14 protein-coding genes are annotated in these 17,392 nt (G+C 54.9%); 7 read left to right on the forward strand and 7 right to left on the reverse strand.

What is annotated here, in order from left to right:
- Positions 1-257 precede the first annotated feature (257 nt).
- The 5 genes from RHH27_RS01345 (at position 258) to RHH27_RS01365 (ending at position 7,408) form a co-directional block, all read left to right on the forward strand.
- On the forward strand, positions 258-2,237 hold the full coding sequence (locus tag RHH27_RS01345; protein ID WP_302678652.1) for an NAD(P)H-quinone oxidoreductase subunit 5: 1,980 nt from the start codon (positions 258-260) through the stop codon (positions 2,235-2,237).
- 49 nt (positions 2,238-2,286) lie between these two features.
- Complete coding sequence (gene ndhD1 / locus RHH27_RS01350) at positions 2,287-3,870, forward strand: photosynthetic/respiratory NAD(P)H-quinone oxidoreductase subunit D1 (RefSeq protein WP_302677084.1); 1,584 nt, start codon at positions 2,287-2,289, stop codon at positions 3,868-3,870.
- Positions 3,867-4,688 (forward strand): alpha/beta hydrolase, encoded by an 822-nt coding sequence (locus RHH27_RS01355; RefSeq protein ID WP_302678653.1) that lies wholly within the window; start codon positions 3,867-3,869, stop codon positions 4,686-4,688. Before ndhD1 ends, RHH27_RS01355 begins: the two co-directional genes overlap by 4 nt.
- 84 nt (positions 4,689-4,772) lie before the next feature.
- Complete coding sequence (locus tag RHH27_RS01360) at positions 4,773-6,362, forward strand: glucose-6-phosphate isomerase (RefSeq protein WP_302678654.1); 1,590 nt, start codon at positions 4,773-4,775, stop codon at positions 6,360-6,362.
- Positions 6,362-7,408, forward strand: coding sequence for an extracellular solute-binding protein (locus RHH27_RS01365; RefSeq protein ID WP_286625878.1), 1,047 nt, complete (start codon positions 6,362-6,364; stop codon positions 7,406-7,408). Before RHH27_RS01360 ends, RHH27_RS01365 begins: the two co-directional genes overlap by 1 nt.
- On the opposite strand, the gene RHH27_RS01370 is transcribed toward RHH27_RS01365, so the two are convergent.
- Both RHH27_RS01370 and RHH27_RS01375 read right to left on the reverse strand, forming a co-directional pair.
- Positions 7,405-8,685: a CCA tRNA nucleotidyltransferase gene (locus tag RHH27_RS01370; RefSeq protein ID WP_302678655.1), complete on the reverse strand. Its 1,281-nt coding sequence runs from the start codon at positions 8,683-8,685 to the stop codon at positions 7,405-7,407. The genes RHH27_RS01365 and RHH27_RS01370 overlap by 4 nt on opposite strands.
- The gene (locus RHH27_RS01375; protein ID WP_206200746.1) at positions 8,685-9,992 is read right to left on the reverse strand and encodes a pentapeptide repeat-containing protein; all 1,308 of its coding nucleotides are present in this window, start codon (positions 9,990-9,992) and stop codon (positions 8,685-8,687) included. The genes RHH27_RS01370 and RHH27_RS01375 overlap by 1 nt, the downstream gene beginning before the upstream one ends.
- A gap of 92 nt (positions 9,993-10,084) precedes the next feature.
- Between RHH27_RS01375 and RHH27_RS01380 the strand changes: the two genes are divergently transcribed.
- Positions 10,085-10,357, forward strand: a complete 273-nt coding sequence (locus RHH27_RS01380; RefSeq protein WP_302677089.1) for a YciI family protein — start codon at positions 10,085-10,087, stop codon at positions 10,355-10,357.
- On the opposite strand, the gene RHH27_RS01385 is transcribed toward RHH27_RS01380, so the two are convergent.
- The 3 genes from RHH27_RS01385 to RHH27_RS01395 form a co-directional block, all read right to left on the reverse strand.
- Positions 10,354-11,559, reverse strand: coding sequence for an argininosuccinate synthase (locus RHH27_RS01385; RefSeq protein ID WP_302678656.1), 1,206 nt, complete (start codon positions 11,557-11,559; stop codon positions 10,354-10,356). The genes RHH27_RS01380 and RHH27_RS01385 overlap by 4 nt on opposite strands.
- A gap of 84 nt (positions 11,560-11,643) precedes the next feature.
- Complete coding sequence (locus RHH27_RS01390) at positions 11,644-12,642, reverse strand: 2-hydroxyacid dehydrogenase (protein WP_302678657.1); 999 nt, start codon at positions 12,640-12,642, stop codon at positions 11,644-11,646.
- Positions 12,643-12,855: 213 nt separating this feature from the next.
- Positions 12,856-14,010 carry a DegT/DnrJ/EryC1/StrS aminotransferase family protein gene (locus RHH27_RS01395; RefSeq protein ID WP_302678658.1) on the reverse strand — a complete coding sequence of 385 codons (1,155 nt, stop codon included), beginning with the start codon at positions 14,008-14,010 and terminating at the stop codon, positions 12,856-12,858.
- A 119-nt stretch (positions 14,011-14,129) separates the two neighbouring features.
- On the opposite strand from RHH27_RS01395, the gene RHH27_RS01400 reads away from it, so the two are divergent.
- Positions 14,130-15,479 carry a pentapeptide repeat-containing protein gene (locus tag RHH27_RS01400; RefSeq protein ID WP_302677093.1) on the forward strand — a complete coding sequence of 450 codons (1,350 nt, stop codon included), beginning with the start codon at positions 14,130-14,132 and terminating at the stop codon, positions 15,477-15,479.
- On the opposite strand, the gene malQ is transcribed toward RHH27_RS01400, so the two are convergent.
- The gene (gene malQ, locus RHH27_RS01405; protein ID WP_302678659.1) at positions 15,476-17,032 is read right to left on the reverse strand and encodes a 4-alpha-glucanotransferase; all 1,557 of its coding nucleotides are present in this window, start codon (positions 17,030-17,032) and stop codon (positions 15,476-15,478) included. The genes RHH27_RS01400 and malQ overlap by 4 nt on opposite strands.
- Before the next feature lie 25 nt (positions 17,033-17,057).
- Positions 17,058-17,390 (reverse strand): DUF3007 family protein, encoded by a 333-nt coding sequence (locus RHH27_RS01410; RefSeq protein ID WP_302678660.1) that lies wholly within the window; start codon positions 17,388-17,390, stop codon positions 17,058-17,060.
- Positions 17,391-17,392: the final 2 nt, after the last annotated feature.

A 17,392-nucleotide genomic window follows, 5' to 3' on the forward strand; every position in this document is an offset into this window, starting at 1 on the left:
CATCGCAGTTCCTCTTATTTGTGCGTCAATGCATCGTTAGACGAGCCAACCTTATCTGCCTGTTCCCTGACCTGTCATGCCCTAGTTGGCAGTAACAAACCTGAAGAAAACCTGTTTTTTGATTTTCTGCAACCGATTTCCGGCATCTGTTGTTAAAACGGATGTGGCAGAATGTAAAGGGTTTTGCCTGCACTAGTGATTCATACCTAGTTCGTCTTTCCAAGCAGGCAGCTCTCATGGAAAGTTAGGTGGCACGCATGGAACCCCTGTATCAATACGCTTGGCTGATTCCCGTTTTACCCCTGTTGGGAGCGCTGATTGTTGGCTTTGGCTTGATTGCCTTTTCAGAGACCACCTCGAAACTGCGGCGACCCAGTGCCATTTTCATCATGGCGTTGATGGCGATCGCCATGGTGCATTCTCTGAGCCTTTTCTGGAGTCAAGTCCAAGGCCACGCCCCCTATACGCAAATGATTGAATGGGCAGCGGCGGGCAATCTCCACATTGCCATGGGATACGTGATTGACCCCTTAGCGGCATTGATGTTGGTCATCGTCACAACGGTGGCCTTTTTAGTCATGCTCTACAGCGATGGCTACATGGCTCATGATGCGGGCTATGTTCGCTTTTTTGCCTATCTCAGCCTGTTTGGCTCCTCGATGCTGGGGTTGGTCGTCAGTCCCAACTTGGTGCAGGTCTATATCTTTTGGGAATTGGTGGGGATGTGCTCCTACCTGCTGATTGGCTTCTGGTATGACCGCAAAAGCGCGGCGGAAGCAGCACAGAAGGCATTTGTTACCAACCGTGTCGGTGATTTTGGCCTTTTGTTGGGCATGGTGGGGCTATTTTGGGCAACGGGTACCTTTGACTTTGGTGGCATGGGCGATCGCCTGACGGAACTGGTCAATACCGGCCTACTTTCCCCTAGTCTTGCCGCCATTCTTGCCATCTTGGTCTTTCTCGGTCCTGTGGCCAAATCTGCCCAGTTTCCCCTGCATGTGTGGCTACCAGATGCGATGGAAGGTCCGACCCCCATTTCTGCTCTGATTCACGCGGCAACCATGGTGGCAGCCGGGGTCTTCCTGATTGCGCGGATGTTCCCTGTGTTTGAGCAATTGCCCCAAGTGATGACGATCATTGCTTGGACGGGGGCCTTTACGGCATTTATGGGGGCAACCATTGCCATCACCCAAAACGACATCAAAAAGAGCTTGGCTTATTCAACCATTTCCCAACTGGGCTATATGGTCATGGGGATGGGCGTGGGTGCCTACAGTGCTGGCCTTTTTCACCTGATGACCCATGCCTACTTCAAAGCGATGCTCTTTCTTGGATCGGGGTCAGTCATCCACAGCATGGAAGGGGTGGTTGGCCATAACCCAGACTTGGCTCAAGATATGCGCTACATGGGGGGGCTGCGCAAGTATATGCCGATTACGGGGGCAACGTTTCTAGTGGGGTGCTTGGCCATTTCTGGCGTGCCTCCCTTTGCTGGCTTTTGGTCAAAGGATGAAATTTTAGGCGCGGTTTTTCATGCCAACCCGGCAATGTGGCTGCTGACGTGGCTCACGGCGGGCTTAACCGCCTTTTACATGTTCCGCATGTACTTCATGACCTTTGAGGGCAAGTTCCGTAATGTGCCCCCAGAGTTACAGGAGCACTATGATCACAATGCCCACCACGATCAGCACGCTGCTGAACCCCATGAATCTCCTTGGACAATGACCCTACCCTTGGTGGTGCTAGCGATTCCCTCGACGTTGATTGGTTTTGTGGGTACCCCCTTCAACAATCTCTTTGAGGCCTTTATCCATGCTCCCGGTGAGGAGATGGTGGCGGAGCACGCGGTGGATTTGACAGAGTTTCTCATCCTTGGCGGTAGCTCTGTGGGCATTGGCCTGATTGGCATTACCTTGGCCTCCCTGATGTATCTCAAGGGCACTCCCAGTCCGCAGGCGATCGCCAAAGCCATTCAACCGCTGTACCAGTTCTCACTGCATAAGTGGTATTTCGATGAACTCTATGAAGCGGTCTTCATTAAAGGCTGTCGTCGCTTGGCGCGTCAGGTCTTGGAAGTGGATTACAACGTGGTGGATGGCGTGGTCAACCTCACGGGCTTTGTCACGATGGTCACTGGTGAAGGACTGAAATACTTCCAAAATGGCCGTGCCCAATTCTACGCCCTCATTGTGCTGCTGGCGGTGTTGGGATTTGTCATCTTCTCGGTGCAAGCCTAACCCCGGTTATGGTTCTTTCCCAACTGCTGGAGGAGTAAACACGACTGCCATGAGTACGTTTCCTTGGCTGACAACGATTATCCTGTTCCCAATTGTGGCTTCCTTGGCGATTCCCTTCATTCCAGATGCCACAGGCAAAGGACGCCCAATCCGCTGGTATGCCCTGACGGTGGGGTTGATTGACTTTGCCTTGATTGTCTATGCCTTCACGAATTTCTATGACCTGAACACCCCCGGCATGCAACTGTGGGAAAGCTATGACTGGATTCCCGAAATTGGCCTGCGCTGGTCAGTGGGGGCAGATGGCCTCTCGATGCCGCTGATTTTACTCACGGGCTTTATTACCACGCTGGCGATTTTGGCGGCTTGGCCAGTGACCCTGAAGCCGCGACTGTTTTATTTCTTAATGCTGGCGATGTATGGTGGCCAGATTGCCGTTTTTGCCGTGCAGGATATGCTGGTCTTTTTCCTTGCGTGGGAACTGGAGCTGATTCCGGTGTACCTGCTACTGGCCATTTGGGGGGGGCACAAGCGTCAATACGCGGCAACAAAGTTCATTCTCTACACGGCTGGTAGCTCCCTCTTTATTTTGGTGGCGGGTTTGGCCATGGCCTTCTATGGCGACACGATTAGCTTTGATATGCAGACCTTGGCGGCCAAGGACTATGCCATTGGGTTTCAACTGCTGGTTTATGCCGGCTTTTTGGTGGCCTACGGCGTCAAGCTGCCGATTGTCCCCCTGCACACGTGGTTGCCGGATGCCCACGGTGAAGCAACAGCGCCGGTGCACATGCTGCTGGCGGGGATTCTCCTGAAGATGGGCGGCTATGCCCTGATTCGCATGAATGTCGATATGCTGCCGGCAGCCCATGCCAAGTTTGCCCCCGTTTTGGTGATTTTGGGGGTGGTCAACATCATCTATGCGGCGCTGACTTCCTACGCGCAGCGCAATCTCAAGCGCAAAATTGCCTACTCCTCGATTTCCCACATGGGCTTTGTGCTGATTGGGATTGCCTCGTTTACCAATTTGGGCATGAGTGGGGCAATGCTACAAATGGTCTCCCACGGCTTGATTGGGGCGAGTCTCTTCTTTTTGGTGGGTGCCACCTATGACCGTACCCACACGCTGATCCTTGAGGAAATGGGCGGTGTTGGCCAGAAAATGAAGAAGATCTTTGCCATGTTTACGGCCTGCTCCTTAGCCTCCCTTGCCCTGCCGGGGATGAGTGGCTTTGTGGCTGAACTCATGGTCTTTATTGGCTTTGCCACCAGTGATGCCTATTCGTTGCCCTTCCGCGTGATTGTGGTCTTTTTGGCGGCAGTGGGGGTGATCTTGACACCGATTTACCTGCTGTCGATGCTGCGGGAAATTTTCTACGGCCCTGAAAACAAGGAACTGGTGGAGCATGAAGCCCTTGTGGATGCTGAACCCCGCGAGGTGTTTATCATTGCCTGTCTTTTGGTACCAATTATTGGCATTGGCCTCTATCCCAAGCTATTGACGCAAATTTACGATGCCACCACGGGGCAGGTGATTGCGCGAGCGCGGGAAGTGGTACCGACACTGGCTCAGCAGGTGGATCAACCCTTAGGGACACTGGTGGCACCGAGCCTGAACTCTCCCTCTAAATGAGTTGGCTGCGAGACTGGGTACTGGGGGAGTGGAGTTGGTTGCGCTTGGGGCGATCGGCACTCCTGATTTATCTGATCATTGCGGTCTATCTCTACTTTGGCGCCGATGCCCTCATCTTCCATCCACCCCGTCCTACCTACTCCCTTTCTGAGGAGATCCGGCTGATTCCAGTGGGGCAGGGCGATCGCCTTGCGGTGCGGTATGTTGCCAACCCAGACGCTCACTTTACGCTGCTGTTTAGTCACGGCAATGGGGAAGACCTCGGCATGGTGGAACCCTTTCTACAGACGCTGCGGCAGTGGGGGTTTTCCGTCCTCGCCTACGACTATCGTGGCTACGGCTTGAGTTCGAGTCGCCCTAGTGAGCGTCATGCCTACGCAGATGCTTTGGCGGCCTATACCTATCTCACAGAGGAACTGCGAGTCCCCCCAGAGCGGGTGATTCTCTATGGCCGTTCCCTTGGCGGTGGGGTGGCGACGGAACTGGCAACACAGGTTGCAATTGCGGGGTTGGTCTTAGAAAGTACCTTTACTTCCATCTTTCGGGTGGTGGTGCCTTTCCCGTTATTTCCCTTTGATCGCTTTATCAATCGAGATAAACTGCCGCAAGTCAAGGTGCCGCTGTTGATTCTCCACGGTACTGCCGATAGCATCGTGCCCTTTCGTCATGGCCAATACCTTTTTGCCATTGCCCGTGAGCCAAAATTTTCCCTCTGGGTCGAGGGTGCCGATCACAATGATTTTGTTGAGGTGGCGGGCGATCGCCTGCGGATAGCGTTAGAGGAATTTGCTGCTTTTCTGAAGGCACAATCTGCCTAGGGTGTTTATTAAGGGAAAGCTGATGTTCCCAGTAAGGGACAGTTGTTGAGGTACGCTGAGATCGTAGCGCGAAAAGATTTTCTTATGGATGCTTTGGCTCTTTGGCAGCATTACCAAGACTGGTTGTACTACCACCCTGAGTTAGAGTTCTATGTGGATGTCAGTCGTATGGGGCTGACCCCAGAAGTGGTACGTCGCCTAGAGCCAGCTTTTGAGCGCGCCTTTCAGCAAATGAAGGAATTGGAAGCAGGGGCGATCGCCAACCCCGATGAGGGCCGCATGGTGGGGCACTACTGGCTGCGGGATGCCGATTTGGCACCAACTCCAGAACTGCGTGCCGAAATTCGCGATGCCATTGCCCAAGTGAAGCAGTTTAGCCAGCAAGTCCACAGTGGCGCCATTGCTCCACCCCAAGGGGGTCGCTTTACCGAGATTCTCTCCATTGGCATTGGGGGGTCTGCCCTAGGTCCGCAGTTTGTGGCGGCTGCCCTTGCCCCTGTGAATCCGCCCCTGAACATTCACTTTTTGGACAACACCGACCCTGCCGGGTTTGAGCGGGTTTTTGCGGAACTAGGCGATCGCCTGCGGACGACATTGGTGATTGTCATTTCCAAATCGGGGGGGACACCGGAAACCCGCAATGGCATGCTAGAAGCCCAAGCCCGCTTCCAACGTGCCGGCCTTGCCTTTGCCGATCACGCCGTCGCCGTCACCCTGCCGGGCAGTGGCCTTGCCCAAGTGGCGGAGTCCAACGGTTGGCTGGCCATTTTCCCGATGTTTGACTGGGTGGGGGGGCGCACCTCGGAACTGTCAACGGTGGGTCTATTGCCCGCTGCCCTGCAAGGGATTGACATTGATGCCCTCCTCGCGGGAGCAAAATTGATGGATCAGGCAACCCGCGTGCCGAAGATTCGCCAAAATCCCGCTGCCCTACTCGCCTTGGCTTGGCACCATGCGGGCAATGGTCGGGGTGAAAAAGATATGGTTGTCCTGCCCTACAAAGATAGTCTGCTCCTGTTTAGCCGCTACTTGCAGCAGTTGGTAATGGAGTCCCTCGGCAAGGAAAAAGACCTCGACGGCAACATTGTCCACCAAGGGATTGCGGTCTATGGCAACAAGGGAACCACGGATCAGCATGCCTATGTGCAGCAGTTGCGGGATGGCCTACCTAACTTCTTTGTCACGTTTATTGAGGTGCTGCGGGATGGCCAAGAACCCGCCATTGACGTGGAGCCGGGGATTACTGCGGGGGATTACCTCAGTGGCCTACTCCTCGGCACCCGCCAAGCTCTCTATGAAAAGAATCGCCCCTCCCTGACGGTGACGATTCCGGACGTGACCCCGAAAACCGTGGGTGCCTTGATTGCCCTCTATGAACGAGCGGTGGGTCTTTATGGCTTCTTGGTGAATATCAATGCCTACCATCAGCCGGGGGTGGAAGCGGGGAAAAAAGCAGCGGCGGCCAACTTGGCGCTACAACGGCAGATTGTTAAAGTCTTAGAACAGAGCGACGAACCCCTAGACTTGCAGGCGATCGCCGACGCTGTCAATGCGCCGGATCAACTGGAGCGGATTTACCTGATCCTGCGGCACCTTGTGGCCAATGATCGCGGCATCGAGCAACTGGGGGATCCAGGGCAGCCAAGTCAATTGCAGTTTCGGTGGCAACGCTAATGCAGCGGCGGCAATTTTGTCAGGGGTTGTTTGCCTTGGGGGCGATCGCCCTCAGTGGGTGTCAAGCCACTGCCAATACAGGACTCACCGTCTATTTACTGCGAAAATCCTTACCCCCCCAATTGATTCAGCGCTTTCGTCAACAGGCCGGCGTGGGACTTCAGCTGCGGCTGCGGGAAACCCCCCAAGAGTTAGCCAACACCTTTGCAGCGGGAATCCTCGGGTCAGCCGTCCTCAGTCTCGGGGATGCTTGGATAGCTCAGGCCGTGGCGCAACGACAGATTGCCCCTATTCCCAAACCACTGATTCAAAACCGGTGGGACTGGGCTGAACCGTGGCAGCCATTACTGCAACTCATTGGCAAAGACGATGCTCTCTGGGGTCTGCCCTATCGCTGGGGGGCAACAGTCCTCATTTATCGCCGCCAGTTCTTTGCCGATTTGGGCTGGGAACCCACAGATTGGGATGTCCTATGGCATCCAAGCGTTCAAGGCCACTATAGCCTGTTAAATCAGCCGCGGGAAGTGATTGGGTTGACGCTGAAATCCCTAGGGCTATCCTACAATGCCCCACCCACCCACCCCGAATTACGGCAACGCTTGCAGCGTCTCCGCCAAGGGTGTCGTTTTTTTAGTTCTGACGCCTACCTGCAGCCACTGATGCTGGGCAGTACACAATTAGCAGTGGGTTGGTCAACGGATGTACTGCCGCTGCTGAAGCGAGATCCGCAGACCTATGCCGCCGTGTTTCCCGCCAGTGGGACAGCGCTGTGGGTGGATTTGTGGGTCTGTGGCCAAAACCCCGATGCGGCAGCCTTGGCTTGGTTGAACTACTGGTGGCAACCGGAAGTTGCTGAGCAACTCAGCCAGTTTAGTGATGCTCCCTCGCCGCTGGTGAGCGATTTAAGACGCACTCTCTTGCATCGCTATATTCCCCTAGCGACTCCCACCGCCTTTGCCAAGAGTGAACTCCTGCTCCCCCTCGATGTGGCTGCCCAAAAACGCTATGACACCCTTTGGCAGGAAATGTTTTTGCCCCTCTCCTAAGTGTGCCGCGGTTGCCTTGAACCACCTAGGATTTCTGCCACATAGGCGAGGGCTTGGGGGCGATCGCGAATTTCTCCCCGCGCTTGCGCCGCTTCCACAGCTCGCAACAATTCACCCACACGCGGCCCCGGCGAGACCTGAAACACTTCTACCAGATCGGCACCCCGCACCAATTGGGGGGGATGGGCAATGGCATCCTTGGGGTCTAACCACCCTTTGACCAAGGGCACTAGATGCGCTTTGGGGATGCCCCGGCTCAGGGCAAGGGCAACAAAGGCTGGAAAATAGCTACCCGCCGCGCGGAATAGATAGAAGGCTTGCTCGCGGTTCAGGGGGTGTTCGAGGGGGACTAGCCAGTGGTTGAGCAATCGGCACAGGACTTGGACAATGCGAATTTCATCAGTGGTGTAGGTGAGGGCAGTTAGTTCCTCGGCAGCGCGGCGATCGCTGGCATTCACGAGGCAGGTGAGCTTGGCCAAAGCCGCTAGGGTTCGCCGTTGGGGTTCGCCGGGGGCAGTTGTTGCGGCAATAGATGTCGTTAGCGCTGGCCAAAGGGCTGGGAAGGGAAAATTCCCTAGGGTGGATTCAAGGGCATGGTAGTGGGTAATCCGCTCCTCGGTGACCGACGGCAGCCACACCGCCAACACGCCATCGCGAAAAGCAAGGGTGAGATAGGGGGCACTCTCAAGGGCACTGAGAAAATAACTGAGTTCCACCCGCACCCGTTCTGGGGCGACTCGTCGCAGTTGGGGGGCAAGGGTTTGGATCACCTGCCGCGTTTTGGGCGTAATCGTAAATTGCAGTTGGGCAGCTTGGCGATAGGCGCGTAGGAGTCGCAGGGGATCAGCAGCGAGATTTTCTGGTGCGACATAGTGAATTTGGCGGCGTTGCAGATCTTGGAGGCCACCGAGGGGATCGATGATGTGGTGGTGGTGAATGTCGTAGGCAATGGCATTGAGGCGAAAATCGCGATCGCTCAAATCGGTCAAGAGGGTTTCTCCGTGCCGCTGGGCAATATCCACCGTTGTATTAGCAAAGACTAAGCGGGCAATCTGACGCTGCCGATCCAAAACCACTAAACCAGCCTTGTACTTATCCGCCAGTTTTTGGGTCAGGGCAATCGCATCCCTCGGCACAATAAAATCCAAGTCGGGGCACGAATTGATCCGGCCTAGGAGCGCATCCCGCACCGCTCCCCCCACGAGGTAGGTATCGGCCGGTAAATCACTGACTGCGATCGGCCAGCGACTAAAATCAAAGGGTTGAAGGGCGACCATTAGAGCTGGTTGAGAGCGATCGCTTGCCCCCCAAGGGTGACCCTCAAGTTTTCCCCCTGCACACAGACGAGCCCTGCGGCGGTTTCAATGGTGAGGCAGTTATTTTCAAATTTGAGTAAGCCGTTCCAAGGCGGGACTGCTGGGGCAGAGGTGGTGGGCAATCCAGACGGGACACTTTCTAGCCAAATCAGCGAGGCATCCCCAGAAAAGTGGCGATCGCCCATCGCCGTTTTGATTATCAGACCACCGCCCGCCGACGGTGAAAAGGCAATATCGCAAATGGGCTGCCACTCCTTGCCCACCAACAGTTGCAATTGCTGTGGCTCCTGAGGTGTGGCAGTGGACTTGAGCAGTAACCACCAAGTTTTCCAAAGTTGCCGTGCCGTTCCCCAACGCACCACCTGCCCCGACGGAATGGCGACCTGTTCGTAGTGCCACGCCGGTACGGGTTCACTGACGTATTGTGTGGGCAAGAAGGAATGGGCTTGGAGGACACTGGCCACCACATCGGCAAAGGGCGCCTCGGCAAAAAGGGTTACTTTTTCATTGGCCACACTCTCACCTTCTACCACCGCCACCACCGTTTCCGTGACCGTGCGCAATTGATAGCAGTGATTGCCGAGGCTAACCACCTTCAAATCAGCACTTTGGTAGGTACTGGGCAGGGGGTGTTGTTGCAGGATCAGCATTTGAATCACCTGCTCATTCGTCCACTCAATCACGGTGGTTTCGTTCGCAGTGGCCATTGGCTTAGCCATTGGCGTTGGGGCGGGCAACGGAACCTCTTCCATTTCCCCAGCCTCAAAGACCACTTCGCCATTGGGCAGTATAGTTCCTGAGAGCTTGGCTTCCTCTAAGTCTTGGCGGCGGGCGATCGCCCCGGTCAGATCCGCCTCTGAGAGATCTGCCCCCACCACATTTGTATCCTTCAGATTACTGTCGTGGAGCACCGCCCCCTTGAGGATGGCCCCACTGAGCACCGCCTGCTGCAAATTGGCGCGTGAGAGGTAGGCACCCACTAGGATGGCGCCACTGAGCATGGCTTCCTGCAAGTTGGCATCGGTCAGATTAGCACCACTCAGATCTGCGCCAATCAGATTTGCCCCCCGCAGATTGGCATTGGCCAAGTTGGCCTTGATCAAATCCGCTCCACTCCAGTTGATGCCCTGAAGATCCGCCCCCGCTAGATCCACATGGCTCAGTTGCACCAGAGGGAACACACTGCCCGCCAAATTCACACCCCGGAAATTCCGCACCCCACGGGCAAATTCGCTTAACAAGGTTTCAAGGGTAATTGCTTTGCTCATAGCCGCTCACTAGCAGGGCACCACAGAGTTTTTCAAGCCCACTGCTATAGCTATTCTAGGTCTTGATTCCCATCCAGAGGAGCCAGTCAGCGATGCCATGGTTTGTCAAAATTGAACGCGGTATTGTGGACAAAGCCACCTTTGATCGCCACGTTCCTGCCCACCGTGCCTATGTGCGCGCCCTCATTGCCGCAGGGCATCAAGCCCGCACGGGATACTGGGCTGAGCGCGGGGGTGGCATGTTGTTGTTTCAGGCGGATTCCCGGCAAGCCGCTGAAGAAATTGTTGCCCGCGATCCCCTCGTCCAACACCAGTGTGTCCACTACGAACTCCATGAGTGGTGTATCGTCGAAGCCCCCGATTAGCCTTGGCGCAGTTTTTCTGCCCAGACACGGGTGGGTAGCCCCCACACGTAGATAAAGCCCTCGGCTGCCCTGTGATCAAATTGATCCTCGGCACCATAGGTGGCCAAATCGGGCGTGTAGAGGGAGTAGGGAGATTGCCGCCCCACCACCCGTGCGGTTCCCTTAAAGAGCTTGACGCGCACGGTACCCGTCACCCGCTTCTGGGTCTGTTGAATAAAAGCATCCAAGGCTTCCTTGAGGGGGCTATACCAAAGGCCGTTATAGACCAAACGGCTGTAGGTCTCTTCAATCCCCCGTTTGTACTGCGTCACATCGGCGGTTAAGGTCAAGCTTTCCAAATCGCGGTGGGCGTCAATAAGCACCAAGAGGGCAGGGGCTTCGTAAATTTCGCGGGATTTAATGCCGACAAGGCGATTTTCAATCATGTCAATGCGACCAAAGCCGTGGCGCCCCACCCGCTCATTGAGTTCACTCACCAGCGTTACGGGATCGAGGGAGCGGCCATCGAGGCTAACGGGAATTCCGGCCTCAAAGCCAATATCCACATACTCCGGGGAGTTGGGGGTATTTTCAATGGCTTGGGTCATCAAATAGATTTCCTCAAGGGGTTCAATCCACGGATCCTCAAGGGGGCCGGCTTCAATACTGCGTCCCAAAAGATTGCGGTCAATGCTGTAGGGGGAAGATTTTTTCACAGGCGCAGGAATGCCAAAGCGTTCGCCATAGGCAATGGTTTCTTCGCGGCTCATGCCCCATTCGCGAGCGGGTGCCAGGACCTTGAGGTTGGGATTCAGGGCGGCGATCGCCACATCAAAGCGCACTTGATCATTGCCTTTCCCTGTGCAGCCGTGGGCAACGGCATCGGCACCATACTCAGCAGCCGCATCCACCAAGAGCTTGGCAATCAGAGGGCGAGCAAGGGCCGTCGAGAGGGGATAGCGATTTTCGTAGAGGGCGTTGGCCTGAAGAGCGGGAAAGGCATAGTTGCGGATGAACTCAGCTTTGGCATCGACCACCAGCGAGGCACTGGCACCAGCATCAAGGGCTTTTTGGCGAATGGGTTCCAGTTCATCCCCCTGTCCTAAATCAGCGGCGAGGGTAATGACTTCCTTCACGCCCCACTCGTGCTTGAGATAGGGAATACACACGGAGGTATCCACTCCCCCCGAATAGGCCAAAATGACTTTTTCTGCACGCCCCATGATTCTTTCCTGAAATAAATGCGATCGCTACTATAGCGGATCTGTTTGCCAGAAACGTTATAGCAATAACCGTTTCGCCGAGCCTTACATCTGTTTCACTTCGTTTGCTAGGGGCAGGCCTTGCTCAAAACAGGTCAGATTTTCAATTGTCGTACGGGCAATATCCGTGAGGGCATTGCGGGTAAAGAAGGCTTGGTGAGCAGTAATCACCACATTGGGGAAGGATTGCAGGAGTTGGAAGGTGTCGTCTTGAATAATCGTGTCCGAAAGATCTTGGAAAAAGAGGGAGTCTTCCTCTTCATAGACATCAATGCCCAGATAACCAATTTGGCCGCTTTTAATGCCCTCAATGACTGCTTTGGTGTCCACCAGCTTGCCACGACTGGTATTGATCAACATGACACCGCGCTTCATTTGGGCGATCGTGGTCGCATTGATCAGGTGTTCATTTTCGGGGACAAGGGGGCAATGAAGAGTGACAATGTCCGATTCAGCCAAGAGGGTTTCTAGGGTTGTGTAGGTGCCTATCTGCTCAAAGTCTTTGTTGGGGTAGGGATCATAGCCGTAGAGGTGGCAGCCAAAACCAGCCATAATCTGAGCAACAATACGGCCAATTTTACCCGTGCCAATGATGCCGACCGTACAACCATGGAGGTCAAAGCCCATCAGCCCCTCTAAGGAAAAATTATCATCGCGCACGCGGTTGTAGGCACGGTGGAGTTTGCGGTTTAGCATCAGGATCAGCCCCACCGTATGCTCCGCTACCGAATAGGGGGAATAAGCACTGACGCGGGTAACTGTGATGCCCAAGCTGGCCGCTGTTGCCAAATCCACATTATTAAAGCCCGTACAGCGCAGCGTCACCAGACGCACCCCCAACGCTGCCAGCCGTTTGAGGGTCTCTGCCCCCAGATCATCATTGACAAATACACAGACGGCCTCATGTCCCTCGGCAAGGGAAGCTGTTTGAGGACGCAGTAGCACATCGTAGTAGGTGAGGAGATGGGGATGACCTTGAGCTTCATTGGCGGCATTCAGAAACTGGCGATCGTAGGATTTGGCACTGAAAACGGCAACTTTCATAGCATGGCTCTCCTAGCCCAAGTGACATTACAGCCCTTTTCACTAGGGTTGAACACTCTAGAATCCTGAGAACGTTAATGGCGGACAGCATGCCGATGTGTCCTGTCTGTTAACCCCATATTCCACAAAAGAGCTGTAGTTAGCTTAGCGAGTGTCAGCTTAAGGTTGTGTTAAGGGAGGACAAATACCCAGACAACTGCTTAGGGGATGCCCTTAGCGCTTGCGAAAAAACTGGCGAATGGTTGCGGCAATATGCTCAATGGTGGCATCGCTCAATTCAGGCCAAATGGGTAAGCTGAGAACCTCGCTGGCAAGGCGATCGCTCACCGGATTGGGTGGAGATTGCCCCTTATACATCGGACAGTGATCTTGGGGAATCGGGTAGTAAATCATCGAACTAATACCAGCCGCCTTCAGGTAAGCCGCGAGCGCATCCCGCTGGCCATTGAGCACCCGAATGGTATATTGATGAAACACATGCCCTGGTGAGACTGCTGGGGTCACCACCGCCTCAAGACCCGCCAAGGCTTGGTTATAGGTTTGGGCGACTCGCCGTCGCTCTTGATTCCAGCGATCGATATGGGGTAGCTTCACCCGCAGAATTGCCGCCTGTAGGCTGTCCAAGCGAGAATTGTAGCCAATCATTTCGTGGTGGTAGCGTTGACGGGAGCCGTGAACCCGCAGCATGCGCGATCGCTCGGCTAAATCATCATCATTGGTGGTAATCAGCCCCCCGTCGCCATAGGCACCGAGATTCTTGGTGGGAAAAAATGAAAAGGCTCCCATGGTACCGATCGCCCCCGTGAACCGATGAGCTAAAGCCTCTTGAGTTGCCGTTTCACATTGACAGTTCTCACAGGGCGGACAATAGCGGGCACCAAAGGACTGGGCACAATCCTCAAGAATGGCTAACCCATGGGCTTGGGCAATTTCAACAATTGCTCCCATAGCAGCTGGCCGCCCAAATAAATGAACCGGCAAAATCGCCTTGGTGCGGGGGGTAATGGCTGCGGCAACTTTACTGGGATCAAGGTTAAAAGAGTCCAGTTCCACATCCACAAAGACCGGGCGGGCACCCACCAAACTAATCGCCTCTGCCGTCGCAAAAAACGAAAAGGGGGTGGTAATCACCTCATCCCCAGCACCTATTCCCAAACTGCGCAGGGAAATCACCAGTGCATCTGTCCCTGAATTAACTGCTACCGCATGGCGCACCCCTAAATAGGCGGCTACCTCTTCCTCAAAGGCCTGTACCTCTGGCCCTAGAATGAACTGACCGGATGCCAGTACGCGGGCAACTGCGCGATCGATGTCTGCTTGCAGGAATTGATATTGGGCCTTGAGATCAAGAATAGGGATGGTATCCATGAGAGAGCGCAAGTCTTTATTATCATCCTCTCACGAGCGTAGTGTGGTTTTAGCGAATTAAGCTAGGCTTAGAGTGTAGAGCCGTTCTCAAGGGCGGGGTTCCAGACCCGTTTTTTTTGATGAATCCCCAAGAGTTGTTAAAACGCTATGCCAGCGGTGAACGGGACTTTAATCGTGCCAGTTTGACAAATGGCGAGTTTATCAACGCTGATTTACGGGGGATTATTCTCTCCCGTGCCGACATGGAGTGGGTCAACCTGAGCGGAGCCAATCTCAGTGGTGCGGTGCTGTGTGGCGCAGAAATTGTTAATGCCATGCTCATCAAGGCAGAATTGGTGGATGCCAACCTCGCTGGCGCAAACCTTAGCCGCAGTGATCTCAGTTGGGCAAACCTGACGCGAGCCAATCTCAGCCGCGCTGAACTTAGTGAAACCACCCTGCGGGGAACGGTGCTTCAGGGTGCCAATCTCTCTCGTGTGGACTTGGCGAATGCGGATCTACGGGGATTGACACTCGACGGCGTTAACCTTTCGGGGGCAAATTTACAGGGCGCGAATTTGCATGGCACGGATCTAAAGCAGGCGAACCTAACCCGTGTGGATTTAATTCAGGCGGATGTCAGCAATGCCAATCTCAGTGGTGCGAACCTCAGCGGTGCCAACCTGAGTGGCGCGAACTTAACGGCGGCGAATCTCACGGGAGCCAATCTCAGCCGCGTTGATCTCACGGAAGTCAAGCTCAGTGAAGCCAACCTTGCCAAGGCCAACCTTGTCGGCGCGGAACTGGCCAAGGCGGATCTGTCCTCCCTAGAACTTTCAGATGTCAACCTCAGTGGTGCCAATCTCAGTGGCGCGAACCTGAGCCATACCAACCTTAGCCGTGCGGATCTCAGTGGGGCAAATTTACGGGGCGCCAACCTCAGCCATGCCAAACTGGTGGGCACCAATCTGCAGGGGGCGAATCTCCAAGGGGCAAACTTGCAGGGGGCATTGCTGGACAATGCGGATTTGAGTCAAACGGATCTACGCAGTGCCAATCTCAGTGGCCTCGTCTTTAATGGCGTGAAGCTGCGGGGTGCCAATCTCAGTGGTGCCAATCTTCGCGAAGTGGAGTTAACGGAAGCCAACTTTAGCCGTGCCGACTTGGTAGAAGCGAATCTCAGCCGTGCCCGCTTGGTGGGAGCCAACCTGAGTCGTGCTACTCTCTCAGAAGCGAATCTCAGCCGCGCCACCCTCAGTGGAGCTACCCTGAGCCGGGCAACGTTTAGTGGCAGCTTACTGGGAACTGTAGATCTCAGCGGTGTTAACTTGAGTGGGGCAGACTTAGGGGACGCCAACCTCTCAGGCTCTAACCTGTCGCGGGCGGATTTGACGCGGGTGAACCTGACTGCTGCGGATATGAGTGGTGCCAACCTCAGTGAAGTGGATTTGCGGGGTACGATTATGCCCGATGGCCGACGGCGAGCTTAGGCGGGGTCTTTTTCGGGGACGGCTTCTTCGGCAGCTTCAACCGGCTGGGGTCTCGGTGGCGCTTGACGGCCAAAGAGGTGCACCAAGTGCTTCAAATGAGCGGCAAGTTCAGGGGTAAGTTGACCCGCAGTTAGGCGCCACGCCCAGTTGCCTTCGCTCGTACCGGGGAAATTCATGCGGGCATGACTATCGAGACCGAGCAAATCTTGAACGGGAAGAATGGCTTGGTTGGCAACGGTTCCTAGGGCCATGCGAATCAAAGCCCAGTGGGGTTCGCTGGGGGTATAGCCCAAATAGTCAATGAGGCGCTGCTGTTCCCAGTCACTGAGGGTGCGGTACCAGCCGACAGTTGTGTCATTGTCATGGGTGCCGGTGTACACCACACAGTTGCGCTCTTGATTAAAGGGTAAAAAGGGATTATCCGAACCACCGCCGAAGGCAAACTGGAGAATTTTCATCCCCGGAAACTGAAACTGATCCCGTAGGGCAATGACATCGGGGGTAATATCCCCTAAATCCTCGGCGAGAATAGGCAGTCGTCCCAAAGCAGCTTGCAAGGTTTCAAAGAAGGCAGCACCAGGACCCAGTTGCCACTCACCGTTGACGGCTGTTTCCTCCCCTTCGGGCACTTGCCAGTAGCCCTGAAAGCCGCGAAAGTGATCCACACGGATAATGTCCATGTAGGAGAGCAGGGCACGGAAGCGCTCAATCCACCAAGAGTAGCCATCGGCAGCAAGGGCTTTCCAGTTGTAAATGGGGTTGCCCCAGAGTTGTCCTGTGGCACTGAAGTAATCTGGAGGCACACCGGCCATGAGGGCAACCGCACCCGTTTCTGGATTGAGTTCAAAAAATTGGGGAAAGGCCCAGACATCGGCACTGTCGTGGGCAACATAAATGGGAATATCACCAATAATCTGAATCCCCTGTTGATTGGCGGCTTCCTTGAGGGCGTGCCACTGCTGGTAAAAGAGAAATTGCTGAAACTCGTACTCAAAAATGCGCTCTTTGAGAACGGCTTGGATCGCGGCAAGGGCGGTTGGTTCGCGATCGCGCAAAGGGGCGGGCCATTCATACCACGGCTGTCCCTCGTGGTGATCCTTCAGCGCCATAAAGAGGGCATAGGTGGGCAGCCAGTAGTGGGCAAGGGCTTGAAAGTCGCGAAAGGCCTGCCAGTCTTCTGGGGTGGCTTGATTCTGAAAGCGTTGAGCAGCAAGGCGCAGCAGGGGGAGTTTTTGGCTAATGACAGCCTCGAAATCGACGCGATCGCTATTCTCAAGCGTGAGTCCTGCCAAATCTGCTTCCGTTAACCAGCCCTCCTTGACCAGTTCATCCAAGCTGATCAGCAGTGGGTTGCCGGCCATCGCGGAGTAGCACATATAGGGGGAATTGCCAAAGCCCGTTGGCCCTAGGGGCAAGACCTGCCAGTACTGCTGATCACTGGCAACCAAAAATTCAAGGAACTCACGAGCTGCCGCACCCAAGTCACCAATGCCATGACCACCAGGCAGGGACGTGGGATGAAGCAGTAAACCACAGGAGCGGGGAAAGTGCATTATTTAAGCCACGGGGAAACTTGAGCTAATTATCGCCCAATTCTGGATCGGCAATCTCGCTGGATTCCGCTAGAATTTCTGCTTCAAGGGCGGCTAGCTCCTCTGGCGACATCCGCGCAAGGCGATCGCTCATCACGGCCTCCTCATAGTCTTTGAGTTGCTGATGGTAGGTCATCCGTCCCGTAAAAACCCGCAGGAGATAGGTGGAGAGCCAACCCAGAACCACCAAGACAAAAATGGCTTGACTCCAAATCCCTGCTTGAAGCGGCTCAATCCCCGCAATGCGCAACAGCAGATAAACCAAGCCGCCCGTAAAGAAAACACCAATACCAATCCCTAGAACATCAATGCGGCGCATAG

Origin of the sequence: Thermosynechococcus sp. PP555 (genome assembly GCF_031583225.1) — a bacterium.
Classification (GTDB): domain Bacteria; phylum Cyanobacteriota; class Cyanobacteriia; order Thermosynechococcales; family Thermosynechococcaceae; genus Thermosynechococcus.

Bases quoted from the DNA above. Each gene is read 5' to 3' on its own strand.
- RHH27_RS01365 (WP_286625878.1), top strand. From the start codon at position 6,362: ATGCAGCGGCGGCAATTTTGTCAGGGGTTGTTTGCCTTGGGGGCGATC.
- RHH27_RS01360 (WP_302678654.1), top strand. From the start codon at position 4,773: ATGGATGCTTTGGCTCTTTGGCAGCATTACCAAGACTGGTTGTACTAC.
- RHH27_RS01390 (WP_302678657.1), bottom strand. From the start codon at position 12,642: ATGAAAGTTGCCGTTTTCAGTGCCAAATCCTACGATCGCCAGTTTCTG.
- RHH27_RS01345 (WP_302678652.1), top strand. From the start codon at position 258: ATGGAACCCCTGTATCAATACGCTTGGCTGATTCCCGTTTTACCCCTG.
- RHH27_RS01380 (WP_302677089.1), top strand. From the start codon at position 10,085: ATGCCATGGTTTGTCAAAATTGAACGCGGTATTGTGGACAAAGCCACC.
- RHH27_RS01395 (WP_302678658.1), bottom strand. From the start codon at position 14,010: ATGGATACCATCCCTATTCTTGATCTCAAGGCCCAATATCAATTCCTG.
- RHH27_RS01400 (WP_302677093.1), top strand. From the start codon at position 14,130: ATGAATCCCCAAGAGTTGTTAAAACGCTATGCCAGCGGTGAACGGGAC.
- ndhD1 (WP_302677084.1), top strand. From the start codon at position 2,287: ATGAGTACGTTTCCTTGGCTGACAACGATTATCCTGTTCCCAATTGTG.
- RHH27_RS01385 (WP_302678656.1), bottom strand. From the start codon at position 11,559: ATGGGGCGTGCAGAAAAAGTCATTTTGGCCTATTCGGGGGGAGTGGAT.
- RHH27_RS01410 (WP_302678660.1), bottom strand. From the start codon at position 17,390: ATGCGCCGCATTGATGTTCTAGGGATTGGTATTGGTGTTTTCTTTACG.
- RHH27_RS01375 (WP_206200746.1), bottom strand. From the start codon at position 9,992: ATGAGCAAAGCAATTACCCTTGAAACCTTGTTAAGCGAATTTGCCCGT.
- RHH27_RS01370 (WP_302678655.1), bottom strand. From the start codon at position 8,685: ATGGTCGCCCTTCAACCCTTTGATTTTAGTCGCTGGCCGATCGCAGTC.
- malQ (WP_302678659.1), bottom strand. From the start codon at position 17,032: ATGCACTTTCCCCGCTCCTGTGGTTTACTGCTTCATCCCACGTCCCTG.
- RHH27_RS01355 (WP_302678653.1), top strand. From the start codon at position 3,867: ATGAGTTGGCTGCGAGACTGGGTACTGGGGGAGTGGAGTTGGTTGCGC.